The following is a 24,007-nucleotide window of genomic DNA, read 5'->3' as shown; positions in this document are numbered from 1 at the left end:
CCCTGTTGCCGATGTGGGTGTGATAAATGACGCGGTATGCCGTCGCATATCGGAGCGAAAATCAACATAATTCTCCAACCAACTATAGTATGTGGCACGTTCGTCCGAATTTAGACCTCGATTAGCCTCATTTTTCTAACGAGTGTCGTGTTCGTGAATCCCTTGCGCACCGCGTAAAAATTCGTGCGCACCACAACGAATGTTATGTCTCCTCGTGGCGAATGGTGCCACGAAATAGGGCAATCAGGCCTCGCCGTACACCGGGACGGCCGCGCCGCTCGTCACGGGGGTCGCGTCCGAACAGAGCGCGAGGACGGTCCGGGCGATTTCCTCGGGTTTCACCCACTTCTCGAAGTCGGCGTCGGCCATCATCTCGCGGTTCATCGGCGTGTCGATGACGCTCGGCATGACCGCGTTCGCGCGCACGACGCCGCGGTTCTCCTCGGCGATGGTCTCCGTGAGTAGACGGACGCCCGCCTTCGACGCCCGGTAGACGCCGTCGCCCTCGCCACCCTCCAGCGACGAGCGAGCCGAGACGCTCACGACGGACCCCTCGGTCTCCCGGAGGTGCGGAATCGCGTGTTTCGACGCGAGGAACATCGTCTTGAGGTTTACGTCGAACAGGAAGTCGAACGTGTCCGCCTCCGTCTCGTCGATTGGCGTCCCGCCCCGCCACGTCCCGGCGATGTTGGCGAGGTGGTCGAGACGGCCGAAGTCGGAGGCGACCTCGCCGACGACGCGCGCCACGTCGTCCTCGTCGGTGAAATCACCCTCGTAGAATCGGACACCCTCGGACTCGAAAAAGCCGTCCTCGTCGTCGGGTTCGACCACGTCCGCGGCCGCGACCGACGCGCCCGCCTCGTGGAACGCGCGAGCGATTGCGCCGCCGAGCGCGCCGCTCGCGCCGGTCACGAGAGCCACGGTTCCGTCGAAATCGAATGTCACGTCCATGTGCGTGCAATAGGTGCGCACGGGACATAATTCGGTCGCGGCTGTGTGCTCACCGGCGACCGGCCGCGTCCTCACCCCTCCGCGTCGCCCTCAGGGCGTGATGACCAGTTTGCCGAGGAAACTGTCTTCCATGACGGCGCGGTGGGCCTCGGCGGCCTCGTCGAGGTCGTAGGTCCGCGCTACGTCGATTTCGAACTCGCCCGCGCCCATCTGGCCGGCGAGTTCGCGCAGGGGAGCCGACAGGTCGGGCGTGTTGAACATGCTCATCATCGTGAGCGAGAGGTCCTTGCCGCGGGCCGACGACGACAGGTCGAAGCCGACTTCCGGGTCGTTCTCGCCGATGCCGACGACGCGACCGCCGTGGGCGGCCACGTCGGCGTCGAACTGGAGGTAGTCGTCGAGCCGGTGGTCGAGCGTCAGGTCCACGCCGTCGCCCGTCGCCGCGTCAACGACGGCGTCGGCGAGGTCGTCGCGGGCGTAGTCGAGAACCACGTCCGCGCCGAGTTCGGCCACGCGGCCGTGGTAGTCGGGCGCGGCGGTGGCGACGACGCGAGCGCCGGACGCGGCGGCGAGCTGGACCGCAGCGTGACCGACGCCGCCGGACCCACCGTGAATCAGGACCGTGTCGCCGAGTTGCATCCCGCCGTGGTCGACGAGGGCGCGCCACGCCGTGACGCCGGCGACGCCCGCGCCACCGGCCGCGACGAGGTCCACGTCGTCCGAGAGGACCGCGAGCCGGTCGGTTGGGACGGCCGCGAACTCGGCGTAGCCGCCGTAGTGGTCCTTGCCGATGCCGGTGCCGACGACGTGGTCGCCCTCGGCGAAGCCGGTGACGTCGGCCCCGACCGCCGCGACCGTTCCGGCCACGTCGACGCCGGGAATCATCGGCATCGCGAAGGGCTGGTACGAGCCCTCGCGGAAGTACGTGTCGACGGGGTTGACGCCCGCGGCCGCGACTTCGACGAGGACCTCGCCCGCCGCCGGGTCGGGCGTGTCGATGTCGTCTACCTGAAGCACGTCGCGTCCGCCGTGGTCGTGGAATCTGACAGCGCGCATGCCGAACGATGGGGTCGGACGGGTGATAAATTCGGACGACTCGGAGCGAATCGCAGCGGTTCGATTGGCGGCCGCACCGACCGTTATCTCGGCGGCGAGTAAACGCCCTGCGGCAATTCTCTCGGTCGTGCCTGAACGGAGATGAATGGGATTTAAGCGCGTGCCTTTCCCTCCCACGCATGGTAATGAAGCTTCACGAATACCAGGCGAAGGATATCTTCGCAGAGGCTGGGATTCCGGTGCCAGAGTCCCGTCTCGCGTCGTCGGTAGAGGAGGTCATGGAGGCGGTCGAGGAGATCGGATACCCCGCCGCCATCAAGGCGCAGGTACACGTCGGTGGGCGTGGCAAGGCCGGTGGCATCAAAATCGCCATGGACGAAGACGAAGCTCGACAGGCCGCAGAGGACATCCTCGGGATGGACCTCAAGGGCTACACGGTCGACCGGGTGCTCGTTGAGGCCGGCGTCGACTTCGAAAACGAACTGTACGTCGGTATCACGATGGACCGCAGCGAGGGCAAGCCCGTCGCGATGGTCTCGACGGAAGGCGGCGTCAACATCGAGGAAGTCGCGGAGGAGAACCCGGACGCAATCGCCCGCGAGCACATCGACCCCGCGTTCGGCCTGCACCCCTATCAGGCCCGCAAGGTCGTCTTCGAGGCGGGCATCCCCCGTGACGTCGCATTCGACGTCGCCTCGTTCCTCACGACGCTGTACGACCTCTACGAGTCGAACGACGCTTCGGACATCGAAATCAACCCCGTCATGATTACGTCCGACCGCGACATCGTCGCCGCGGACGCCGTCATGAACATCGACGACGACGCCCTGTTCCGTCACGAGGACCTCGCGGCGATGGAAGAGGACGCCTACGAGAACGACCTCGAAGCCAAGGCCGGCGAGTACGGCTTCGACTACGTCCGTCTCTCGGGTAACGTCGGCATCATCGGCAACGGCGCCGGTCTCGTCATGACGACGCTCGACCTCGTGGACTACTTCGGCGGCGAGCCCGCCAACTTCCTCGACATCGGCGGCGGCGCGAAGGCCGAGCGCGTGGCGAACGCGCTGGACATGGTCTTCTCCGACGAGAACGTCGACTCCGTCGTGTTCAACATCTTCGGCGGCATCACCCGCGGCGACGAGGTCGCCAAGGGTATCAACGAGGCGCTGGAGAGCTTCGACGAGATTCCCAAGCCGGTCGTCGTCCGCCTCGCGGGCACGAACGCCGAGGAGGGCATGGAGATTCTGAACACGGACCTCGTACAGGTCGAGGGGACGCTGGAGGACGCCGTCCAGCGTGCCGTCAAGAACGCACAGGAGGTGTCCCAATGAGCATTTTCGTCGACGACGACACGCGAGTAGTTGTACAGGGTATCACCGGTGGGGAAGGTAAGTTCCACACCCGGCAGATGGTGGAGTACGGCACGAACGTCGTCGCCGGGACCTCCCCCGGTAAGGGCGGTCAGGACGTCGACGGCATCCCCGTCTACGACACCGTCGAAGAGGCAGTCGACGAGGAAGACGCCAACGCCTCCGTCGTGTTCGTCCCGCCGGCGTTCGCCGGCGACGCCATCTTCGAGGCGCTCGACACGGACCTCGACCTCGTCGTCGCCATCACCGAGGGCGTCCCGACGCAGGACATGGCCAAGGTCAACAAGCGCCTGTCGGAGACCGACACGCGCCTCATCGGCCCCAACTGCCCGGGCATCATCACGCCCGGCGAGGCCAAACTCGGCATCCTCCCCGGCAACATCTTCGAGGAGGGTAACGTCGGTCTCGTCTCCCGCTCCGGCACGCTCACCTACCAGGTCGTCTCGAACCTGACCGAGCGTGGCATCGGCCAGACCACCGCCATCGGCATCGGCGGCGACCCCATCATCGGCACGTCGTTCGTCGACGCCCTCGAAGCGTTCGAGAACGACCCCGACACCCACGCCGTCGTCATGTGCGGCGAAATCGGCGGCGAGGACGAAGAGCAGGCCGCGAAGTACATCGCGGAGAACATGGACACGCCGGTCGCCGGCTTCATCGCGGGCCGCACGGCACCGCCGGGCAAGCGCATGGGTCACGCCGGCGCTATCGTCTCCGGTTCGGGCACGGGCACCGCGGAGTCCAAGATTTCCGCCCTCAACGACGCGGGCGTCCCCGTCGGCGACACCCCCAACGAAGTCGCCGACCACATCGAAGACTTCCTCTAACCCCGCTCGAACGCGGTTTTTCGGTTCTCGTCGATTCTTTTTCGCGCCCTATCGCAACGTCGCGCCGCACATTCCACAGCGTCCGCCGTCGGCCGCGTTCGGCACGCCGCACTCCCGGCAGACCGCCGTCCGCCGGCGCGATTTCTCCCGTGCGGACCGCAGGAACGCCGTCGGGTCGACCGCCGTCCCGGTCGGCCCGCCGCCCTCGTCGACCCTGTCGAGGACGCGCTCGACGAGGTCGTCCTCGCGCATGGCGTCGAGCAGTCTGACGAACCCGACGAACAGGAGCGACGGCGCGACGATACAGAAGCCCGCCACGAGCAGGCGGAACTCGGTTTCCATGTGGTTTGCTAGCGCCCGACAGGCGTATGGTTGACGCTCGTGTCGCCCGCGAGCACTCGCGCACGCCGTCTCCGTCGACTAGATTATCTAGATTGATATTCAAGTGCGCGGATTTATGCACCGCATTCCGGTCGGTACGGTAATGGCCGAGAATCTCGTTTTGGAAGCCGAATCACGGCTTCCTGATGCGATTACGGAGAGCTACACGCGGCGGCTCGTCGCCGCGATGCTGCTCGTTTCAGTCCTCGTCGCCGGCGTCGGAGTCGTCCAGTATCAACAGACGGCATCCACGATAGACGAGGACGCCCGCGCCGACCTCCTCACCGAGGCCGAACGCGAGGCCCTGCAGGTGAACACGTGGTTCGACGAGCGGACCCGCCTCGCGACCATCGTCGCCGACGACCCCTCCGCCGGGAGCACTCTCGACGGGCGGTCCTCGGCGACCCTGACGGCCGCAAAAGAGGACATGCCCGCCGACGTGGCCGCGCTCCACTTCGTCGACATCGAGACGACGACCGTCCTCGGCTCGTCCGAGGAGGGCGCGGTCGGGACGACGCTGTTCGAAAGCGGGTCGCTTCCGCTCCCCGCGAGCGCCGACCTCTCGGACGACGGCGTCGAGCGGACCACCGTCTACGTCGAAGACGGCGTCGCCTACATGGGTTTCGTCGCGCCGCTTCCGTCCATCGAGCCCCGCGCAATCGTCCTCGTCGCCGAGGCGTCCTCGCTCGGGACCGCGCTCGACGGCAACCACATCGACGGCGGTTTCACCCAACTCGTCACGAGCGACGGAACCGTCCTCTACGACGGCGGCGGCGGCCAGTCGAACGTCGCCTACCCCGCCGCCGAGGCGTCCGAACTCGACGCTGCCTTCGCCGGCGAGACGGGGGTCAGCCGCCTCGCTCCCGTCGAGGGCTTCGTCTCCTCGCCGCACGTCGTCGCGCACGTCCCCGTCTCCGGCGGCGTGCTCCTCCTGCACGCGCCGGCCAGTAGCGTCTTCGCGCTCTCCCGGAGCGTCGGCCTCCAGATTGCGACGCTGCTCGCGCTTTCGATGTTCGGCTTCGTCGCCTTCGCGCTCATCGTCCGCGGGAACACCGCGCTCCCGCTCGTCGACCTCGCGTCGACCGTCTCCGCGCTCCGCGACGGCGACCTCGACGTGGAGCTCGAAACCGACCGGCGAGACGAGTTCGGGCAGGTCGTCCGCGGCGTCGACAACCTCCGCGACGACCTCCGCGACCAGCGCGCAGACGCCCGCGCCTACAGCGAGGCGATGACCCGCGCGGCCGACGGCGACCTCCGCGTCCGCCTCCCGACCGACTCCGAGAGCCGCGACATGGCGACGGTCGCCGCCGCGTACAACGAGATGATGGACGACATCGAACGGACCGTCGGCACGGTCAAGACCTTCGGCGAGGACGTGGCGACGCTCGCCGACCGCGTGACCGACCGCGCCGACGACGTGTCCGCCGCGAGCGAGGAGGTGTCCGCGTCGGTCCAGCAGATTTCCGAGGGCGCGAGCGAGCAGACCGACAGCCTCGTCGCCGCCGCCGACGAGATAAACGACCTCTCCGCGTCCATCCAGCAGATTGCCTCGTCGGCCGACGAACTCGTCCGGCTCACCGAAGAGGCCGAGGCGCGCTCGCTCGACGGCCAGACCGCCGCCACCGACGCCCTCGACGATATCGACGCCGTGCGCGCCGAAACGGAGGCGACCGTCAGCGAGGTTCACGAACTCGACGACCGGCTCGCCCAAATCGAGGACATCGTCGAGGTCATCACCGACATCGCGGAACAGACCGACATCCTCGCGCTCAACGCGAACATCGAGGCCGCCCGCGCGGGCGAGGCCGGCGAGGGCTTCGCCGTCGTCTCCAACGAGGTCAAACAGCTCGCACAGGAGACCAAGTCGTCGGCGGGCGACATCGAGTCGCTCGTCGCCGAAATCGAGACCCAGCGCGACGCCGTCGTCTCCCGCATCGAACGCATGCGGGCGCAGGTCGAAGAGAGCGCGACCTCGGTCGACGAGGCGCTTTCGTCTTTCGACGGTATCGTCGAGCGCGTCGAGGAGACGACCGCGAGCGTCCACGAGATTTCGGACGCGACGGGCAGTCAGGCCGACTCCTCCCAAGAGGTGCTCTCGATGACCGACGAAATCGCAGGTATCTCCGAGGAGACCGCCGCGGAGGCCGAGAACGTCTCCGCGACCGCACAAGAACAGAGCGCCGCGCTCGTCGACGTCAACGGCGACGTGCGCGAGCTCTCGTCGCACGTGAGCCACCTCGACGACCTCCTCGACGCCTTCGAGGTCGACGACGTGGGCGAGGTCTCGTCGACCATCGACGACGTGCTCGGCGACGCGGCCGCCGGCTCCGGCGCGAGCACCGACCCGACCCAGTCGCGCGCTGCATCGGACTCCCACCACGAGCGAGAACCCTCGCCTGCGGACGACTAACATGCGCGTCGACGAAATCATGACCGAGGAGGTGGCGACCGTCGGACTGGGATCGAGCGTCGCCGATTGCGCGCGAACCATGCTCCGCGAGGGCGCGGGAAGCGTCGTCGTGATGGCCGACGGCGGCCCCGCGGGCATCGTCACCGAGTCGGACGCGCTCCGTGCCGGCGTGGCGAGCGGCAAGCCCCTCGCCGCGGTCCCGGCCCGCGCGGTCATGTCGAACCCAATCAAGTGGGTCCGACCGGACTCGACCACGCGCGTGGCCGCCGAGAAGATGCGCGACCAGCGGGTGAAGAAACTCGTCGTCGTCGACGGCGCGGAGATGGTCGGCATCGTGACCGCGACGGACATCGCCTTCCACCTCTCGGACGTGGCCCGCGGGGTGGGCCAGATGATAGAACTCAAGGACAAGTGGGAGTCGGACCGCCGGTTCCGCTGACCGCCGCCTCGACGCATCGACACGTCGACTGCTACCACCCGACCGATTCTCGGCGAAGCGTTGATAACGACGTCTCGCCTCTAGTCTCGACGAGTGTACGACCGTCTCGCGTCGATTCGTCCCCGCGTCCGGTCCGGCCTCGAACGAGCGTTCGCGGCGGACCACACCCCTCACGAGGTCGCCGCCAGCTTCGCGTTCGGCGTCTTCTTTGTGGCCATGCCGACCGCAGGGACCGCCCTCGCGCTGTTCGCCCTCATCGCCTACTTCGTCGAGCGGGCGAGCCGACTCGCGCTCGTCGCCACGCTCGTCGTCTTCAATCCGCCCGTCAAGTGGGCGGTCTACGGCGCGAGCTTCTGGCTCGGCTCGCACCTGCTCGGCCCGGTTCCGGGGGCGTCCGTCGCCGACGTGTCGCTCAGCGCCGGTCTCGACCTCCTCTTCCGACAGCTCCTCGGCAACACGATTCTCGCCGTCGCCCTCGCCGTCGTCGGCTACGCGGTGGCGCTCCAACTGGCGCGCCTGCACCACCGACGACAGCGGTCGGAGACGCCGACCCGCGGCACGGACGCCCGGAACGACGACACCCGGTCCGACGTGTCGTCGTGACGCTACCGCTGTGACCGTTCTTCTCTGCCCTCTTCGAACGCCCGGAGCGACTGGATGAGTTTGTATCCGAGGTAGACGACCGCGAGCGGGATGAGGAGCAACAGCGCCAAGATGACGAGTTCGGGACCGCCGGGGATTTGCAGGAGGGTCATGGGCGGGATTCGCGGGCGGCAGACATAGTGGTTGGGTGGGTGGGATGTCGAAATACATAGGGAGGGGTCGCCAGACGTGATTCACGCTCGCTTCGCTCGCGTGTACCTCACTCGCTCACTGCGTTCGCTCGCTGGTTCAAATCTGCCCGTGACACGATTGCACGCGACTCGCGGCACCGAGCACACGCTACGCGGTGCTCGGGAGGCAACTCGTCGCGAGAAAGTAGTGGGTTGGGGCAGATTTGAACTGCCGGCCTCCTCCATGTCAAGGAGGTGTCATAACCAGACTAGACCACCAACCCGGTGTGTTGCGAACATCGCCGAACGCCGAAACGCGGGAAGAGGAGTGGGTTGGGGCAGATTTGAACTGCCGGCCTCCTCCATGTCAAGGAGGTGTCATAACCAGACTAGACCACCAACCCGGTTACGGTGCTTCCCGCGCCCGTTCGGACGCATCTCTCCGTTGTCCGGGGTTACAATTTAAGCTTTCGAATCGGACTACGTGCGGCGATTCGGGTCACAGCGCGCTCCCACCGTTCGAGGCGGGCGATTCGCTCCGGGTCCCGACCGTCGGAGCCGGCGATTTTCGCCAGCCCGACACGCTTAAGCCGATGTACTGATTTGTACATCATAACCCGAAGAAGTACATCGGTGATTACCAATGCAGGATTATATCGAACGTGTGACCGGCGGTGCGGACCTGACTGTCGAGGAGGCGCGCGACGCCGCGCGGGCGGTCTTCGAGGACGCGACCGAGGCGCAAATCGGCGCGCTCCTCGCCGCGCTCCGGGCGAAAGGCGAGACCGAGGCCGAAATCGCGGGGTTCGCACAGGGGATGCGCGACGCCGCCTTGACCATCGACCCCGACCGCGGCCCGCTCGTCGACACCTGCGGCACCGGCGGCGACGACTACAACACCATCAACGTCTCGACCACGAGCGCGCTCGTCGCGGCCGGCGCGGGCGCGGCGGTGGCCAAGCACGGCAACTACTCCGTCTCTTCGTCTTCTGGGAGCGCCGACGTGCTGGAGGTCGCCGGCGTGAACGTCGAGGCCGAACCCGAGTCCGTCGAGGCGTGCATCGAAGACAACGGCGTCGGCTTCATGCTCGCGCCCGTGTTCCACCCCGCGATGAAGGCCGTCATCGGCCCGCGGAAGGAGCTCGGCATGCGGACCATCTTCAACGTCCTCGGCCCGCTGACGAACCCCGCCGGGGCCGACGCGCAGGTCCTCGGCGTCTACGACTCCGACCTCGTCCCCGTCATCGCCGAGTCGCTGTCGCACATGCCCGTCGAGCGCGCCCTCGTCGTCCACGGATCCGGCATGGACGAAATCGCGCTCCACGACGCGACCACGGTCGCCGAAATCGACGGCGACGAGATTACCGAGTACACCCTCACGCCCGCCGACCTCGGCCTCGAACAGGCCCCCATCGAGGCGGTTGCCGGCGGCACTCCGCAGGAGAACGCCGACGACCTCGAAGGCATCCTCACCGGCGACGTGACCGGTCCCAAGCGCGACCTCATCCTCGCCAACGCCGGCGCGGCCGTCTACGTCGCCGACCTCGCGGACTCCCTGGAGGAGGGCGTCGAGGTCGCCCGCGACGCCATCGAGTCCGGTGCCGCGAAAGCCAAACTCGACGCGCTCCGGGAGGCGTGAGATGACCCGCGTCAAAGTGTGCGGCGTCACCGACGAAGCCGACCTCGAAGCGGTCGACGCGGCCGGTGCCGACGCGGTCGGTGCCATCTGCGACGTGCCCGTGGACACGCCCCGCGAGATTCCTCGCGAGCGCGCCCGCGAGCTGTTCGCCGCCGCGCCGCCGTTCCTCACGACCGTCCTCGTGACGATGCCCGACTCCATCGACCACGCCCGCGACCTCGCCCGCGAGGTCCAACCCGATGTACTCCAACTCCACGGCGACTTCGCGGCCGACCACCTCGACTCGCTCCGCGCGACGGGCGTCCGCGTCGTCCCCGTCGTCGATGCCATCGACCTCGACCGCGCGCGCGCCCTCGCGCCCGTGGTGGACGCCATCCTCGTCGACACGCCCTCCGCGTCCGGCGCGGGCGGCACCGGCGAGACCCACGACTGGGACGCCTCGCGCGAACTCGTCGAGGCGGTCGACGTGCCCGTGGTTCTCGCGGGCGGCCTGACCCCCGACAACGTCGCCGAGGCGGTTCGGACGGTCGAACCCTACGGCGTCGACGTCGCGAGCGGCGTCGAGGCCGCCGGCGGCGTGAAGGACCACGACGCGGTCCGCGCGTTCGTCGCCGCGGCGAAGGCGGCCCGCGGGGAGTCCGGCGACCACGAGGAGGTCGTCGCGTGACGGCTCCCGACACCGACCGCGACGAGTTCGTCGACCTCGTCGGCGACGCGGACGAACCGGTCGTGACCCACCTCGTGACCGACCTCGACGTGTCCGTGGACCCGCTGGCCGCGTACACGACGCTCGCCGACCGCAGCGACTACGGCTTCCTCTTGGAGAGCGCCGAAAAGGTCTCCTCCAGCAACCCGCAGGGCGCGTTCTCCGCGCCCGCGACGGTCGCCGACTCGCACGCGCGCTTCTCGTTCGTGGGCTACGACCCCGAGGCTGTCGTGACGGTCGGTCCCGGCGGCGTGGACGTGACCGACCTCGGCGGTCCCGCCGCCGAGTTCGTCGGCGCGGGCGACGGCGACGTACTCGATTCCCTGCGCGGCGCGCTCCCCGACCTCCCGCGCGTCAACTTCCCCGAGACGGACCGCCAGACGCTCACCGGCGGTCTGGTCGGCTTCCTCGCCTACGAGGCCGTCTACGACCTCTGGCTCGACGAGGTCGGCCGCGAGCGCCCCGACACCGACGACCCGGACGCCGAGTTCGTCCTCACGACCCGGACGCTCTCGTTCGACCACCGCGAGGACGCCGTCCGCCTCGTCTGTACGCCCGTCGTCTCGCCCGACGACGACCCCGGCGAAGTCTACGACGGCGTCGTCGCCGAGGCCGAACGCGTCGCCGAGAAGCTCCGGGCGGCTGACGACCCCTCTCCCGGCGGCTTCGAGCGGACCGGCGAGGAGGCCGGCTCACGCGAGGACTACGAGGCCGCGGTCAGGAAGACGAAAGACCACGTCCGCGACGGCGACATCTATCAGGGCGTCATCTCGCGCACCCGGAAGCTCCACGGACAGGTCGACCCCGTCGGCCTGTACGCTTCGCTGCGCGAGGTGAACCCCTCGCCGTACATGTACCTGCTCCGGCACGGCGACCGGCGCGTCGTCGGCGCGAGCCCCGAGACGCTCGTCTCGGTCAGGGGCGACCGCGTCGTCGTCAACCCCATCGCGGGGACGTGCCAGCGCGGCTCCGGCCCGGTCGAGGACCGCCGCCTCGCCGGTGAACTCCTCGCGGACGGAAAGGAGCGCGCAGAGCACACGATGCTCGTCGACCTCGGCCGCAACGACGTGCGCCGGGTCTCGACGCCCGGCAGCGTCCGCGTCGAGGACTTCATGAGCATCATCAAGTACAGCCACGTCCAGCACATCGAATCGACCGTCTCGGGGACGCTCGACCCCGACTCGGACGCCTTCGACGCCACGAGAGCGACGTTCCCCGCGGGGACACTCACCGGCGCGCCGAAGGTCCGCGCGATGGAGATTATCGACGACCTCGAAGACGAGCCCCGGGGCGTCTACGGCGGCGGCGTCGGCTACTACTCGTGGACCGGCGACGCCGACATGGCCATCGTCATCCGGACCGCGACGGTCGAATCCGACGGCTCGGAAGACACCATCACCGTCCGCGCGGGAGCCGGCATCGTCGCCGACTCCGACCCGACCTCGGAGTACGAGGAGACGGAACAGAAGATGGGCGGGGTGCTCGACGCCGTCCGCCGCATCGAGTACGGGACCGAGGAGGTGTCGCAATGATTCGACTCGTCGTCGTCGACAACTTCGACTCCTTCACGTACAACCTCGTGGAGTACTTCTCCGAGCAGACCGTCGAGGGCGAACCGCTCGACATCGAGGTGCGCAAGAACACCGCCTCGCTCGACGAGATACGCGACCTCGACCCCGACGCCATCGTCATCTCGCCGGGGCCGGGCCACCCGAAGAACGACCGCGACGTGGGCGTGACGAACGACGTGCTCACGGAGCTATCGACCGAGATTCCGACGCTCGGGGTCTGTCTCGGCCTCGAAGCCGCGGTGTACGCCTACGGCGGGACCATCGGCCACGCGCCGGAGCCGATTCACGGCAAGGCGTTCCCGGTCGACCACGACGGCGAGGGCGTCTTCGCCGGCCTCGAAGACGGCTTTCCGGCCGGCCGCTACCACTCGCTCGTCGCCACCGAGGTCCCCGACTGCTTCGACGTCTCGGCGACGACCGACCACGACGGCGCGGCGCTCGTGATGGGCGTCCGCCACCGCGAGTACCCCATCGAGTGCGTCCAGTTCCACCCGGAAAGCGTGCTCACGGGGTCGGGACACGGCGTCGTCAGAAACTTTCTCACGGCGGTCGCCGGCCTCGACGTGGCCTGAGTCGGATTAGACACGCCGAGGTGCGGGCGCGGTTTTGCCGTTCTCTTCCCCCGATGGCCGTGCAGCCACCTCAGAGGACGTTGATGCCAAAGAACGAAAGCAGCAGCAGCGCCCCGACGACGATGGCGGCGATAGTGACCAGTCGCCACGCGACTTTGAGGAACAGTCGCCCGACGAGGATGACGACGGCGACGGCCACGAGCACCACGAGCATCTGACCGAGCGGCCCGGAGAGCAGGCCGCCGAGCTGTAACGGTGTGAGCGCGAGGGGAGTCAGTACCATACCCCGATATGACTCCCGTAGAGCGGATAAGCTTGTGGGCGGTCTCGTCTCGCGGTTCCGGTGCGATTCCGCCGTCGAAACGACCGATTTCGGCACCCCTGAGCGGTTGGCTGATTTGAACGTACGAATTCTGATACTTATCTGAATGTCGACTGTCCGGCCTCCCTTTATATCCTCTCCGGTGATGCGGCACTGTTCACCATGTGACCGATTCAGACGGCTCGTCTCCCCCCTCACGTTCTACTGGATATAGCCGTTACGTCTGCCGATTTTCTCCGCCGAGATTTCACTTCCGCTCCGCTCTAACTACGGTTATGTGGCTTCCGTCCGTTCTATGAATCCGTGCACTTCGGACCCGGTCGTCGGCCGCCGACGTAATTGCACTAATTATGATACGTTCGGCGGTGGAACCTCCGAGTTCGAAGCCCTTAACCAACCACGCAACACACACCAATATCGTCACCAATGAGCGGAATTTCCGGACACTATCGACGCGACCTCGCCCGAACGCGGCTCGGGCGGGAGGAACAGTAAGATGAGCGACGCGAACCTCTCGACGGACGAAATCGTGCTTCCGGTCAAGCGGACCGAAGGCGAGACCCTCGAAGAGCGGATGACGGGCAACGCCTACAACAATATTCTCCCCGCCCGTTACCTCCGCAAGGACGCCGACGGCGACCTCGTCGAGACGCAGGAGGACCTGTTCCCCCGCGTCGCGAAGAACATCGCGCTCGCCGAGGCCGTCTTCGAGGCCGAACAGCGCGACATCGAAATCACGGTCACTCCCGACCTCATCAAGCCGGACCATCCGCGCCGCGACGAACTCGCCGAGGAGGTCTTCGGCAAGGGCGTCACGGCCGACGACGACGAGGCCGAGACGACGCTTTCGGTCTACAACGTCAACAAGTTCGCCTACGACACCCTCGTCTCCGAACTTCCGGAGGGCGTCCGCGAGGTCGTCGTCGAGAAGCGCGAGACGTTCGAAGAGATGATGGGACAGCTCTCGTTCATGCCGAACTCGCCGACGCTCATGAACGCCGGCGACGAACTCCAGCAGCTTTCCGCCTGTTTCGTCGACTCCCCCGGCGACGACATCACGGATATCCACCAGACGGCCAAGGAGGCCGCCGAGGTGTTCCAGTCCGGCGGCGGCATGGGCTACGCCTTCTGGAAGCTCCGCCCCTACGGCGACGCGGTCGGTTCGACCGGCGGCATCGCCTCCGGCCCCATCACGTTCATGCGGACGTTCGACCAGATGTGCGAGACCATCGCACAGGGCGGCGCGCGCCGCGGCGCGCAGATGGGCGTCATGCGCGTCAGCCACCCCGACGTCATCCAGTTCCTCCACGCGAAGAACAAGGACGTCTCGCTCGCGCACACGCTCCGCCTGAACGACCCCGACGACTTCACCCACACCAAGTTCGTCGACGCGCTCGACGAGGCGCGCGAACTCATCGACGAGGACGGTCGCGTCCCCAAGCACCTCCGTAACGCCGTCGAAGGCCACCTCTCGAACTTCAATATCTCGGTCGGTATCACCGACGGCTTCATGGAGGCGCTGTACAACGACGAGGAGTTCGTCTTCACGAACCCCCGCACCGAAGAGCCGCACATCGCCACGCCCCAGACGAAGGAAATCTACGACATGTTCGGTCTCGGCGAGCACGTCGAGGTCGGCGAGGTCCTCTCGGTCCCCGCGAAGAAACTCTGGAACCAGATCATCGAGGGCGCGTGGGAGAACGGCGAACCCGGCGTCGTCTACCTCGAACGCGCGAACAAGCAGCACTCCTTCGACGTCGAAAAGCACCCCGACCACCGCATCCTCGCGACCAACCCCTGCGGCGAACAGCCGCTCGAGGAGTACGAGGCGTGTAACCTCGGACACATCAACCTCTCGACGCTCGTCGCGGAGGACTCGCCCGACTGGCGCGTCTGGTACGACGCCCACGGCGACGAGTACGACTCGCTTGAGGCCGCGACGGACGCCTTCCTAGAAGATGCCGTCGACTGGGAGGAGTTCGACCACCGCATCGAAAACGGCACGCGCTTCCTCGAAAACGTCGTCACGATGTCGGACTTCCCGGTCGAGAAGATCGAACAGAAGGTCCGCGAACTCCGCAAAATCGGGCTCGGTATCATGGGGCTCGCCCAGATGTACATCCAACTCGGCGTCCGCTACGGCTCCGACGAGGGCAACGAAATCGCCCAACAGCTCATGACCCACATCAACCACGGGTCCAAGCGGGCGTCCCACGAACTCGCCGAAGAACGCGGCCCGTTCGAGGCGTGGGAGGACTCGAAGTACGCGAACCCGACCGAGTACCGCGAGTGGTTCGAACACCACACCGGCGAGTCCGCCGACGATTGGGAAGACGGCTACCCCATCCGCAACCACAACACGACGACCATCGCCCCGACGGGCACCACGTCGATGGTGTCGAACACCACCGGCGGCTGTGAGCCCATCTACAACGTCGCTTACTACAAGAACGTCTCCGACGACGTGCAGGGCGACGAGATGCTCGTCGAGTTCGACGACTACTTCCTCCGCGTGCTGGAGGCCAACGACATCGACGTCGAGGCCGTCAAGCGCGAGGCCCAAGAGCAGATGGCCAACAACGAGTTCGACGGCGTCTCCTCGCTGTCGACCGTCCCGGACGCCATCTCCGAACTGTTCGTCGTGACCTCCGACCTCGCGGGCATCGAGCACGCGGGCGTCCAGTGCGCCCTCCAGAGTGGCGTCGACTCCGCTATCTCGAAGACCTGTAACTTCCCGAACAGCGCGTCGAAGGAGGACATGGACGAGGTCTACCGCTACATCTACGACCACGGCGGCAAGGGCGTCACCGTCTACCGCGACGGCACCCGCTCGAAGCAGGTGCTCACCACGCGCGCGAAGAACACCGAGTTCTCCGACGACGAAGAGGCCGCCGAGGCCATCGTCTCGCAGATTCGCGACGTGTTCGGCGACGTGGAGGCGTTCCTCGAATCCGAGGAGGTTTCGGACCTCATCGGCAGCGAACTCGAACTCGCCTTCGCCGATTCGCCGAGCGACGTCGGTAAGAAGCGCCCCCGTCCGGACGTGCTGTACGGTGTTACCCAGCGCATCGACACCGGCTACGGGAAGCTATACGTCAACATCAACGAGGACGAACACGGCGAGCCGTTCGAGCTGTTCGCCAACATCGGTAACTCCGGCGGCTTCACCGCGTCCTTCACCGAGGCGCTCGCCAAGACCGTCTCCACGTCCCTCCGCTCGGGCGTCGACCCCGAGGAGATTGCGAACGAACTGAAGGGTATCCGGAGCCCGAAGGTCGCCTGGGACAAAGGCGAGCAGATTAACTCCATCCCGGACGCCATCGGCACCGCGATGCGCCGGTATCTCGACGGCGACATCGACAAGGGCTACCCGCAACAGCAGAACCTGACCGAGGTCGAAGCCGAGGCCGCCGCGGCCGAGGACACGGACACCGACGGCGGCGTCGCTGTCGACGAGAGTCCCGGTGGCAGTTCCGACGCCGTTGCGGACCTGCTCGCGGCGGGCGAGAGCCCCGAGTGTCCCGAGTGCGGTGAGATGGACCTCTACTACTCCGAAGGCTGTAAGACCTGCCAGAACTGCGGCTGGTCCGAGTGCTGAACGCGAGACGGTAACTCGCCACCGTCGCTGTCTCGTCCGTCACTCGATTTCCGTTCTTTTCTTTTGCGCTCCCCGACCTCACGAGCCTGTACTATCCAGTCTTGCTGGCGTGTTCGACACGAAGGTCTCGTCGAGGCCGACGGGAGAGACACGCCGATAGCGGACTCCGTCGCTCGCCCAATAACCCTCTCTGCTCGGGAACAGCCATCGCTCCCTTCTGCTGGACCGCCCGTCGACGACGGGAGAGATGTGGTGAAATAGAGTGCGACTGTGGAGCCCGCGGTCGTATCGCTCCTGTGATTCCACGCTGTTCGAGACGAGGTGTATCGGACGACGACACGAGAGACGCACTCGCTCGACCGTTAACCTCGACTGCGTAGTACGGTACGTCGTGAACTGCGGGCGCGTCGGCCCACGTAGTCGGTCACGACTGCCATCGGTCTCGGCTCACTCACGGCGGTCGACCGGCCATCGCCCGATGCAATTCGTTCTCCGCACGTCGCCGACGGAACGCGAAGACCGGCCTTCGACGAACCCAAACCACGCACAGCGACTGGGAAGGACAAGGACCACCTCGGTACGACCGCGCGTCTCGGTTCTGTATCGTCGTCTGGTCGTCAAGCGGAGTCGTCGCTCATAGCTTTCTGACTTCGAGGTCTGCACGTCGCGACGTTACTCGCCGTTTGAGTGCGTGACGACTGTCGACCCGAGTGCTGCGGCTGTCGGGTCAGCGTCGAAAGAAAGGAAAAACGCCGGGAAGGGTCCCGGTGGTTAGCTATCGTTAGTTGTCGCGGCGGACCGCGAGGAGCGCAGCGGCGACGAGCGCGACGAGGGCGACAACGACACCGAAGCCGGGCGTCTGGGACGACGTGGTAGTCGTCTCTTCAGTCGTGGTGGCGGCGGTGGTCGTCGTAGCCGCAGTCGTGGTCGTCGTGTCTGCGGTCGTCGTGGTGTCAGCCGTCGTCGTGGTGTCCTCAGACGTCGTGGTGGAGGTTTCCACGGACTCGACGACGTTGCCGTCGACTTCCTCGTCGGACGCGACGCCACCGTCAGCCGTCACGGTGAACGTGTCGCCGACGCTCTGCTCGGAGAAGTCGAAGCTACCGGAGAACGAGCCGTCTGCCTGAACGTAGACCGTAGCGGTCTTCAGGAAGCGCGGCTGCGTGTCACCGTCGGACTCAACGCGGAGCGTGAGTTCCGTACCGGGCGCGACGTTCGAGGAGCCAGAGATCATCTGGTCCGCAGCGTTCGTCACGTTAACCGGGTCAGCGTCGAACGTGTGTTCGGCTTCGACGTGCTCGTAGGAGTCAGTCTGCGACGAGTTGTCGTCAACGAGCGCAAGGTTGGAGGAAGAGACCTCGTCTTCCTCGATCATCTTGAACTGGACGTTGAACGAGTCGTCGTCGTCGACGTCAACAGTACCGGCGTTCTTCTCAGAGGTCTGGAGAACACCGTCGTCGTTCTCGTCGCGGTACGCGTCAATTTCGTCCGAGTCGAACACGACGAAGTACGTGTCGTTGTCGCCGTCTGCGACAACAGAGGCGTTAGCGACGTCGAGGATCTTCGGGTCGCGGTTCGGGTCGGGGTTCGTCTGGTTGATCGTCAGACGGTAGGAGTCGTCGTAACCGTTGCCGGTCGCGAAGAAGTTAGGCGTCTCGTCGTCCTGGGCACCCGTCGTGCCCTCGAGACCGGAGGCCTCGATCTGGACGACAACCTGGTCTTCGAACGCGATCTGGCTGTCTTCAGTGATGTTGCCGTTCTCGAGCGCCTCGGAGACCTCGTCGAGGTCCGTCAGCGACTCGCCGGCCGGAGCGGTCCACGTGCGGACCGCGGAGACGCCGCCTTCCTCGAGGACGAGGGTCGCGACGTTCTCGCTGTCAGAGACTGCGCTGCCCGTGCGGACTTCGAGGTCGTAGTCGCCAGCGTCGATGAGGTTGCTGGTCGCGAGGCCGACTTCGGCCACGCCGTCGTTACCAGACAGGACGTCATCGTCGCCGTCTTCGACGTCGAAGACGCTGCTCGGGTTGTTGTTACCGGTGGCGGTGGACTTCGAGGAGTCCCAGAGGAGGATGACTTCGCCGTCGTCGTTACCGTCTTCGACGGTGACGTTAGCGGCGTAGCCCTGCTCCCAGCTACCGATGGAGACCGTTGCGGTGTCAGTGTTTTCGACGGTCACCGGGATGGAGACAACGTCGCCGCGCTGCTCGGTGATGACGGACTCGCCGAAGTCGGCGGAGCCCTCACCGGCGTCTTCCACGGTGATGGTGTCGGATTCGACGGAGACACCGGAGGCCGTGTCGGTCACTTCGACCGTGTAGTCGCCGGTGTCGAGGTCGAGTTCGCTCGCGTTGAACTCGAAGTCGTATTCACCCTGACCGTTGAGGTTGACAGTCATGCTCCCGTCGTCGACTTCGTCGCCGTCGTCGTCGAGGAGAGCGATCTTGACGTTCTCGCGGTCGGAGTTCGCGTTGACCGTACCTTCGATGAGGTCCTCGTCGGTGACGTTCAGGTCGTCGATGGAGACCTCGAGACCGAGGTCACGGACCTGAATCTTCTCGTCGAGGCCGGTACCGATGGTGATGTTGTAGCGCTGGAGTTCGCGGTTGGACGTGTCGAACGTGTAGACCGCGGAGGTCGAGCCGGTCGAACCGGAGCGGAAGAAGCTCTCGACGTCGTCCTGACTGTCGTCAGATTCGACTTCGACAGCCGTGCCGAGGTTACCGCTCGTCGCTGCAACGGTCTCGCCCTTGTAGGCGTCGGTGACGGAGACACTGCCGTCGTCCGTGACCGTGACCGTCGCGACGGTGACCGTCGAGTTGTAGTCGTCGTCGAGACCCTCTTCGAGCTCGTTGCCCTCGGTGTCTTCGACACCTTCGAGGTTCACGACGATGTCGCCCGTGTAGAGGTCAGTCGTCTGGATGACAACCTGACCGGGGTTGTTCTGGGTCGGACCAGAGGAGACAACCGCGGAGGTGACCTCTTCGCCGTCCTGGTACACTTCGATGTTGCCACCGAGGTTCTGGACTTCCTCGTTGAACGAGAGTTCGAGGAGGTCGTTGCTGCCGTCGTTGTAGTGGACGGCGGAGATGAGCTCAGGCTCGTCGTTGTTCGTGACTGTGACCGTGGAGCTCACGTCTTCGGACGTCGTGCCCGTGACGGGAGCGCCGGCGGTCTCAGCCGCGGCCAGCTCGTACTGACCGGGCGTCAGGTCAGAGACGTCGAGGCCACTGACGAGAACGTCCATGGCCGAGCCCGCGGTATAGGAGTCGTTAGTTGCGACCGGTTCGCCAGAGTCGAGTGTACCGTCGTCGTCAAGGTCGATCCAGACGGTGGTGTTGTTGTCACCAGCCGTGGCGTCAACCGTGACGTCGACAGTTGCGCTGCTTCCACTCACCGTCGTGGTGTTGATGGAAGTAGCGGCAGCAGCAGCACTACCCGTAAACGCGATGGACCCGGCGAAAACCGAGAAGACCATCAGCGCAGCGAGGAGTACCGCGCGGATTTGCTTATTGCGTGTCATTGTTGATGGTGTTGCAGTCGGGGACATCGTTTTCGTCGGCCCTCGGACGGAACCAAGCCGGGCAGAACCCGGGCCGAGGCGAGGTACTCACAGATGCCTCCGTGGGCAGGGGTACAGTTTGCTCTGTTGACCGTTCGCGGTAAATACTTTGTGTGATTGAATGGTCTCTGAAACGTTACCAATCGTGTCACACAGGCCTCGAAACCCGATTCTACCCCACAAAGCATATGTACGTCTGTTGAAAATATATCTAGCGCGTGCGCACGCCACCTTGGGTAGGAACGGCGTCCCCGGTTCGCCGGGGGCGTACTCGTTCTCGATAACTATTCGTCGAGCCTTGGCTGTCGAAGCCACTCGACGTCGGCACTTCTCACAGATTTGGATTGTCGACCGCGTCTGCGGACGTACGTCCCTCGCGTGTACTATGGGACTCCACGCGTACGTGCGAAAGACACATTTTTTGGTACGTTTATCGTCACCAGCCGACAGCCATACCGAGTAGTGGAGAAGAACGACCGGGAACGTGTCAGACATTCTTTAAGCTGATTCGACGACGGAGTACCATCACCCTCTTAAACGACATATAAACACTATATTAATGCCCGAATTGTTTCGAGAAACCATCCATTAATCTGGCACGTACATTTAAGTTACCCCGGGGATACGAGTCGGTTGGACACACCGCGACGGGTGCCGGGCAGGGATGACGGTTGCGCAGCGATGAACGCGTGCGCACCGGCGTCTTCGGCGAGCGATACCGTCCCGGGTGTCGGACACAACGCATGCAACTCAAACATCTCTTCACGGAAGACCGTGCAGTCAGTCCCGTCATCGGGGTTATCCTGATGGTGGCGATTACAGTTATCCTCGCGGCCGTTATCGGTACTTTTGTCCTTGGTCTCGGCGATCAAGTGAGCGAGACGTCCCCGCAGGCGAGCTTTAGTTTCGATTACGACGGGTCTAGTGCGCTGACGATTACCCACGAGAGCGGTGAGCAGATTCCGGCGAATCAGGTCACTGTGACGGGTGACTTCAACGACTCTGGTAGTGCTTGGACTGCACTTGGTGGCTCAGACCCAATCACAGCAGGTGGCTCCGCAGTTGTAAACGACTCTAGTGGGTTCAGCGACGGAGACACCATCCGCGTCGTCTGGACCTCCGAAAGTGGAAGTAGTTCCTCCACGCTTCAAAAGTGGACCTACAACGGATAGATGAATTTCAAGCAACTCCTCGCTGAGGACGACGCGGTATCACCGGTTATCGGTGTTATCCTCATGGTCGCGATTACCGTTATCCTCGCGGCCGTCATCGGCACGTTCGTCCTCGGTCTCGGCGACCAGGTTGGCGATACTGCTCCGCAGGCCAGCTTCAGCTTCGACTATCAGGACGAGTCGTCACTAGATAACCTCACCGTCACCCACGACAGCGGGACAGCAATCGACGCTGAAAACGTCAACCTGACCGCCGATACGTCGTTCCAAACGGTTGCATCAGACGGCAGCCTCGGCACATCTGAAACTACCCAGTCCTTCGCAGACATGGGCGTCTCTGACGACGTGACAGCCGGAACGTCCGTCCAAGTCGGTAACAACGATTTCAACAGCGCAACGTTCCGCATCGTCTGGACCTCCGAGAGTGGCAGTAACTCCGCCACGCTCCAGAAGTGGTCCGGCCCCGACGCCTAAAGGCGACACAACCTTCGCGGCAACGTTTTCTTCGAACCGACTGACCACGTAGCGTTGCGACTGGCACGACACGGAAGGCATCGCTATCACGGCTGTGGCGAACGAAACGTGCTCTCACGAGAAAAGACGGTTTTAGTCAGTACGACGGGCGAGTGCCGGACTCAGACCGGCCGGCCGCCCTCGGACGTGCCGACCAGCCACGTCCCGAGCGTGAGCGCGCCGGCACCGACGGCGAGCGCGTAGGACATCACCTGTGCGGCGTTCGGCAGCATTCCCGGCAGCATCGTGAGCGTCCCGACGATCATCAGCGCCATCCCGATGACGGCCTTCTTCGAACTGAGCAGTCCCATGTCCGTCTCTCCGGAAGCGTCCGATATGGAACTTGCGCTTTTGCTTCGCCGGTTACTCGTAGTCTCGCTCCCCGGCGGGGACGACTACGTCGAGCCAGTTCTCCTCGGGGGGAAGCGGACACTCGAAGGTGTCGGTGAACGCGCAGAACGGGTTGTACGCGAGGTTGAAGTCCACGACGACTTCGTCCAACTCGTCGAGGGGCGCGTCGGGCGTGAGTTCCATGTACCGACCGCCGTTGTAGGTCTGCTGACCCGTCGTCTTGTCGCGGAAGGGAACGAACAGTGTCGGTGAGTCGTCGTGTTCCTGACGATACGCGCCGAGGGTGAGTTCCGCGTCGCGGAGTTCGAAGTGGAACGTGGCGACGCGGAGATACCGGACCTCGCCGTCGGTCGAGGTGTCCATCGCCACCGGCTCGGGGTCGTCGTGCGTCTCGACCGACGCGGTCACCCGGTAGTCGGGGTCGGGGTCGAAGTAATCGAGGCCGTCGAAGTCGTCCCGTTCTTCGGGCGGAATCGGCGACTGGGGATGCGACCCGAAGAAGTCGTCTTTCTCCTCGCGCTTCGCCCGGAGTTCGGAGACGTAGGCGTCGGCGTCAAACGCGTCGGCGGTCATACGCGGCGATACCCACCGGCGACACCTACACCTGACGGTTCGGGGGCGCTTCCGAAGCTGTTACGCGGACAGGTGACGCTTGGCGGCAGAGATGCGTTTGAACTGCTCGTTCGTGAGTTCGATGTCTGCGGCCACGACGTTCTCGCCGAGCTGGTCGACGGTTCGTGCCCCGATAATCGGCGCGGTGACCTGCGGGTGGTGCATGAGCCACGCGAGGCTGACCTGTGCGGGCGACGCACCGACCGCCTCGGCGACCTCCTCGATAACCTCGAGCGCGTCGAAGTTCGACGGCGTGAGGTAGGAGTCGGCGAACCGCTGGTCGTTCGCCGCGCGAGAGTCCGCAGGCGGGCGCTCGTCGCGGGCGTATTTCCCCGTGAGAAAGCCGCCAGCCAGCGGCGACCACGGGACGACGCCGATGTCGTAGTCGGCGCACATGTCGAGGTAGTTTCCCTCTATCTCGCGGTTGACGGCGTTGTACCGCGGCTGGGCGACTTTGAACGGTTCGTAGCCGCGCTTGTCGGCGAGTTCGTTCGCCTTGACGACTTTCCAGGCGTTGGGTTCGAGCGTCGAGGTGCCGAGGTAGTTCACCTTCCCGTCGCGCACGAACCCGTCGAGCGTCCGCATGAACTCGTCGACCGGCGTCTCGTCGTCCCATCGGTGGATGTACAGCAGGTCGACGTAGTCGGTGCCGAGTCGGTCGAGGATGCGGTCCATCTGACGGCGGAGGTGTTTCCGGTTGAGCCCGCGGCCGTTGGCGTCTTCGCGCGTGGGCCAGAAAATCTTGGACGCGACGACGAAGTCCTCGCGGTCGCGCGCTTCGAGCCACTCGCCGATGTACGTCTCGCTCGCGCCGTCGCCGTACATGTCGGCGGTGTCGATGAAGTTCCCGCCGGCGGCGGCGTAAGCGTTGAGCAACTCGTGGGCGCGGTCGCGGCCGACCTCGACCTCGCCGTCGTCGGCCTGTCGACCGAACCGCCACGTCCCGAACGCGAGTTCGGAGACCGTCGTTCCGGTCCGTCCTAGTGGAACCATCGCGAGCGACATACCGAACCCGAAGACCGGACCGCGGTAAAGCCACTCGATTCCCGATGGTCGAAGATGAGAAACGTGAGGCCGTGGCAGGTCGGCGCATCGAGCGTCTGAGGAGCGATCGAGAACCTCGATGGAGGCGCGTGGCGGGCGCTCGCGAGGCCGAGAAATGGAGAGCGGGAAGTGGAAGCGGGA

General features: G+C 65.4%; 21 protein-coding genes and 2 tRNA genes. 12 read left to right on the top strand and 11 right to left on the bottom strand.

Going from position 1 to position 24,007, the window contains the following annotated elements; all coding sequences use genetic code 11:
* Nucleotides 1-243 precede the first annotated feature (243 nt).
* The gene (locus BN984_RS03670; RefSeq protein WP_049967689.1) at nt 244-951 is read right to left on the bottom strand and encodes an SDR family oxidoreductase; all 708 of its coding nucleotides are present in this window, start codon (nt 949-951) and stop codon (nt 244-246) included.
* Between the two features lie 90 nt (nt 952-1,041).
* A complete protein-coding gene (locus BN984_RS03665; protein ID WP_049967688.1) occupies nt 1,042-2,007 on the bottom strand; it encodes an NADPH:quinone reductase in 966 nt (321 codons plus the stop codon).
* 185 nt (nt 2,008-2,192) lie between these two features.
* Between BN984_RS03665 and sucC the strand changes: the two genes are divergently transcribed.
* Nucleotides 2,193-3,338: an ADP-forming succinate--CoA ligase subunit beta gene (sucC, locus tag BN984_RS03660; protein WP_049968576.1), complete on the top strand. Its 1,146-nt coding sequence runs from the start codon at nt 2,193-2,195 to the stop codon at nt 3,336-3,338.
* Nucleotides 3,335-4,204 carry a succinate--CoA ligase subunit alpha gene (gene sucD, locus BN984_RS03655; RefSeq protein WP_004062518.1) on the top strand — a complete coding sequence of 290 codons (870 nt, stop codon included), beginning with the start codon at nt 3,335-3,337 and terminating at the stop codon, nt 4,202-4,204. Before sucC ends, sucD begins: the two co-directional genes overlap by 4 nt.
* A gap of 48 nt (nt 4,205-4,252) precedes the next feature.
* On the opposite strand, the gene BN984_RS03650 is transcribed toward sucD, so the two are convergent.
* Entirely contained in the window at nt 4,253-4,546 is a 294-nt protein-coding gene (locus BN984_RS03650) for a hypothetical protein (protein WP_008095476.1), read from the bottom strand.
* Nucleotides 4,547-4,688: 142 nt separating this feature from the next.
* On the opposite strand from BN984_RS03650, the gene BN984_RS03645 reads away from it, so the two are divergent.
* The 3 genes from BN984_RS03645 to BN984_RS03635 all read left to right on the top strand — a co-directional run bounded on the left by BN984_RS03645 (nt 4,689) and on the right by BN984_RS03635 (nt 8,037).
* Nucleotides 4,689-6,995, top strand: a complete 2,307-nt coding sequence (locus tag BN984_RS03645; RefSeq protein WP_049967687.1) for a methyl-accepting chemotaxis protein — start codon at nt 4,689-4,691, stop codon at nt 6,993-6,995.
* Between the two features lies 1 nt (nt 6,996).
* Nucleotides 6,997-7,434 (top strand): CBS domain-containing protein, encoded by a 438-nt coding sequence (locus BN984_RS03640; protein ID WP_049967686.1) that lies wholly within the window; start codon nt 6,997-6,999, stop codon nt 7,432-7,434.
* Nucleotides 7,435-7,527: 93 nt separating this feature from the next.
* Complete coding sequence (locus BN984_RS03635; protein WP_049967685.1) at nt 7,528-8,037, top strand: DUF2062 domain-containing protein; 510 nt, start codon at nt 7,528-7,530, stop codon at nt 8,035-8,037.
* 2 nt (nt 8,038-8,039) lie between these two features.
* Here BN984_RS03635 and BN984_RS19635 read toward each other — a convergent pair whose 3' ends face one another.
* The 3 genes from BN984_RS19635 to BN984_RS03625 all read right to left on the bottom strand — a co-directional run bounded on the left by BN984_RS19635 (nt 8,040) and on the right by BN984_RS03625 (nt 8,611).
* A complete protein-coding gene (locus tag BN984_RS19635) occupies nt 8,040-8,189 on the bottom strand; it encodes a hypothetical protein (RefSeq protein ID WP_004975129.1) in 150 nt (49 codons plus the stop codon).
* Between the two features lie 227 nt (nt 8,190-8,416).
* Nucleotides 8,417-8,491, bottom strand: a tRNA-Val gene (locus tag BN984_RS03630).
* Between the two features lie 45 nt (nt 8,492-8,536).
* Nucleotides 8,537-8,611 (bottom strand) — tRNA-Val (locus BN984_RS03625).
* Nucleotides 8,612-8,850: 239 nt separating this feature from the next.
* Between BN984_RS03625 and trpD the strand changes: the two genes are divergently transcribed.
* From trpD to trpG, 4 genes are read left to right on the top strand one after another with little or no spacing between them, the layout of a single operon-like run.
* A complete protein-coding gene (trpD, locus tag BN984_RS03620) occupies nt 8,851-9,846 on the top strand; it encodes an anthranilate phosphoribosyltransferase (RefSeq protein WP_049967684.1) in 996 nt (331 codons plus the stop codon).
* Between the two features lies 1 nt (nt 9,847).
* Nucleotides 9,848-10,513 carry a phosphoribosylanthranilate isomerase gene (gene trpF / locus BN984_RS03615; protein WP_008095489.1) on the top strand — a complete coding sequence of 222 codons (666 nt, stop codon included), beginning with the start codon at nt 9,848-9,850 and terminating at the stop codon, nt 10,511-10,513.
* Nucleotides 10,510-12,084, top strand: a complete 1,575-nt coding sequence (gene trpE / locus BN984_RS03610; RefSeq protein WP_008095491.1) for an anthranilate synthase component I — start codon at nt 10,510-10,512, stop codon at nt 12,082-12,084. Before trpF ends, trpE begins: the two co-directional genes overlap by 4 nt.
* Nucleotides 12,081-12,695, top strand: coding sequence for an anthranilate synthase component II (gene trpG / locus BN984_RS03605; protein WP_008095494.1), 615 nt, complete (start codon nt 12,081-12,083; stop codon nt 12,693-12,695). Before trpE ends, trpG begins: the two co-directional genes overlap by 4 nt.
* A gap of 70 nt (nt 12,696-12,765) precedes the next feature.
* Here the strand turns inward: trpG and BN984_RS03600 are convergent, their stop codons facing one another.
* The gene (locus tag BN984_RS03600; RefSeq protein ID WP_004975139.1) at nt 12,766-12,978 is read right to left on the bottom strand and encodes a hypothetical protein; all 213 of its coding nucleotides are present in this window, start codon (nt 12,976-12,978) and stop codon (nt 12,766-12,768) included.
* A gap of 535 nt (nt 12,979-13,513) precedes the next feature.
* On the opposite strand from BN984_RS03600, the gene BN984_RS03595 reads away from it, so the two are divergent.
* Nucleotides 13,514-16,615: an adenosylcobalamin-dependent ribonucleoside-diphosphate reductase gene (locus tag BN984_RS03595; RefSeq protein ID WP_049967683.1), complete on the top strand. Its 3,102-nt coding sequence runs from the start codon at nt 13,514-13,516 to the stop codon at nt 16,613-16,615.
* Nucleotides 16,616-17,396: 781 nt separating this feature from the next.
* Here BN984_RS03595 and BN984_RS03590 read toward each other — a convergent pair.
* A complete protein-coding gene (locus tag BN984_RS03590) occupies nt 17,397-20,135 on the bottom strand; it encodes a BGTF surface domain-containing protein (RefSeq protein ID WP_049967682.1) in 2,739 nt (912 codons plus the stop codon).
* Between the two features lie 782 nt (nt 20,136-20,917).
* On the opposite strand from BN984_RS03590, the gene BN984_RS03585 reads away from it, so the two are divergent.
* Nucleotides 20,918-21,346 (top strand): type IV pilin, encoded by a 429-nt coding sequence (locus tag BN984_RS03585; protein ID WP_008095501.1) that lies wholly within the window; start codon nt 20,918-20,920, stop codon nt 21,344-21,346.
* Complete coding sequence (locus tag BN984_RS03580) at nt 21,347-21,820, top strand: type IV pilin (RefSeq protein WP_008095502.1); 474 nt, start codon at nt 21,347-21,349, stop codon at nt 21,818-21,820. It begins immediately after the preceding gene.
* A gap of 161 nt (nt 21,821-21,981) precedes the next feature.
* Here the strand turns inward: BN984_RS03580 and BN984_RS03575 are convergent, their stop codons facing one another.
* Genes BN984_RS03575 through BN984_RS03565 form a run of 3 tightly spaced genes read right to left on the bottom strand, consistent with a single transcriptional unit; the run spans nt 21,982 to nt 23,827 of the window.
* Nucleotides 21,982-22,170 carry a hypothetical protein gene (locus BN984_RS03575; RefSeq protein WP_008095503.1) on the bottom strand — a complete coding sequence of 63 codons (189 nt, stop codon included), beginning with the start codon at nt 22,168-22,170 and terminating at the stop codon, nt 21,982-21,984.
* Nucleotides 22,171-22,222: 52 nt separating this feature from the next.
* Nucleotides 22,223-22,783 carry a DUF1684 domain-containing protein gene (locus BN984_RS03570; RefSeq protein ID WP_049967681.1) on the bottom strand — a complete coding sequence of 187 codons (561 nt, stop codon included), beginning with the start codon at nt 22,781-22,783 and terminating at the stop codon, nt 22,223-22,225.
* A gap of 60 nt (nt 22,784-22,843) precedes the next feature.
* Complete coding sequence (locus tag BN984_RS03565) at nt 22,844-23,827, bottom strand: aldo/keto reductase (RefSeq protein WP_008095505.1); 984 nt, start codon at nt 23,825-23,827, stop codon at nt 22,844-22,846.
* Nucleotides 23,828-24,007: the final 180 nt, after the last annotated feature.

The organism is Haloferax prahovense, assembly GCF_000723845.1.
In the GTDB taxonomy this organism is placed as follows: domain Archaea; phylum Halobacteriota; class Halobacteria; order Halobacteriales; family Haloferacaceae; genus Haloferax; species Haloferax prahovense.
Note: the sequence above shows the minus strand (reverse complement) of the source record. Positions and strands in the feature narration are given on the sequence as shown.

Coding starts and splice junctions, on each gene's coding strand:
- BN984_RS03670 (WP_049967689.1), bottom strand. CDS start 951: ATGGACGTGACATTCGATTTCGACGGAACCGTGGCTCTCGTGACCGGC.
- BN984_RS03585 (WP_008095501.1), top strand. CDS start 20,918: ATGCAACTCAAACATCTCTTCACGGAAGACCGTGCAGTCAGTCCCGTC.
- BN984_RS03645 (WP_049967687.1), top strand. CDS start 4,689: ATGGCCGAGAATCTCGTTTTGGAAGCCGAATCACGGCTTCCTGATGCG.
- BN984_RS03580 (WP_008095502.1), top strand. CDS start 21,347: ATGAATTTCAAGCAACTCCTCGCTGAGGACGACGCGGTATCACCGGTT.
- BN984_RS03590 (WP_049967682.1), bottom strand. CDS start 20,135: ATGACACGCAATAAGCAAATCCGCGCGGTACTCCTCGCTGCGCTGATG.
- BN984_RS03595 (WP_049967683.1), top strand. CDS start 13,514: ATGAGCGACGCGAACCTCTCGACGGACGAAATCGTGCTTCCGGTCAAG.
- sucD (WP_004062518.1), top strand. CDS start 3,335: ATGAGCATTTTCGTCGACGACGACACGCGAGTAGTTGTACAGGGTATC.
- sucC (WP_049968576.1), top strand. CDS start 2,193: ATGAAGCTTCACGAATACCAGGCGAAGGATATCTTCGCAGAGGCTGGG.
- trpG (WP_008095494.1), top strand. CDS start 12,081: ATGATTCGACTCGTCGTCGTCGACAACTTCGACTCCTTCACGTACAAC.
- BN984_RS19635 (WP_004975129.1), bottom strand. CDS start 8,189: ATGACCCTCCTGCAAATCCCCGGCGGTCCCGAACTCGTCATCTTGGCG.
- trpD (WP_049967684.1), top strand. CDS start 8,851: ATGCAGGATTATATCGAACGTGTGACCGGCGGTGCGGACCTGACTGTC.
- BN984_RS03570 (WP_049967681.1), bottom strand. CDS start 22,783: ATGACCGCCGACGCGTTTGACGCCGACGCCTACGTCTCCGAACTCCGG.
- BN984_RS03640 (WP_049967686.1), top strand. CDS start 6,997: ATGCGCGTCGACGAAATCATGACCGAGGAGGTGGCGACCGTCGGACTG.
- BN984_RS03565 (WP_008095505.1), bottom strand. CDS start 23,827: ATGTCGCTCGCGATGGTTCCACTAGGACGGACCGGAACGACGGTCTCC.
- BN984_RS03665 (WP_049967688.1), bottom strand. CDS start 2,007: ATGCGCGCTGTCAGATTCCACGACCACGGCGGACGCGACGTGCTTCAG.
- BN984_RS03650 (WP_008095476.1), bottom strand. CDS start 4,546: ATGGAAACCGAGTTCCGCCTGCTCGTGGCGGGCTTCTGTATCGTCGCG.
- BN984_RS03575 (WP_008095503.1), bottom strand. CDS start 22,170: ATGGGACTGCTCAGTTCGAAGAAGGCCGTCATCGGGATGGCGCTGATG.
- BN984_RS03600 (WP_004975139.1), bottom strand. CDS start 12,978: ATGGTACTGACTCCCCTCGCGCTCACACCGTTACAGCTCGGCGGCCTG.
- trpF (WP_008095489.1), top strand. CDS start 9,848: ATGACCCGCGTCAAAGTGTGCGGCGTCACCGACGAAGCCGACCTCGAA.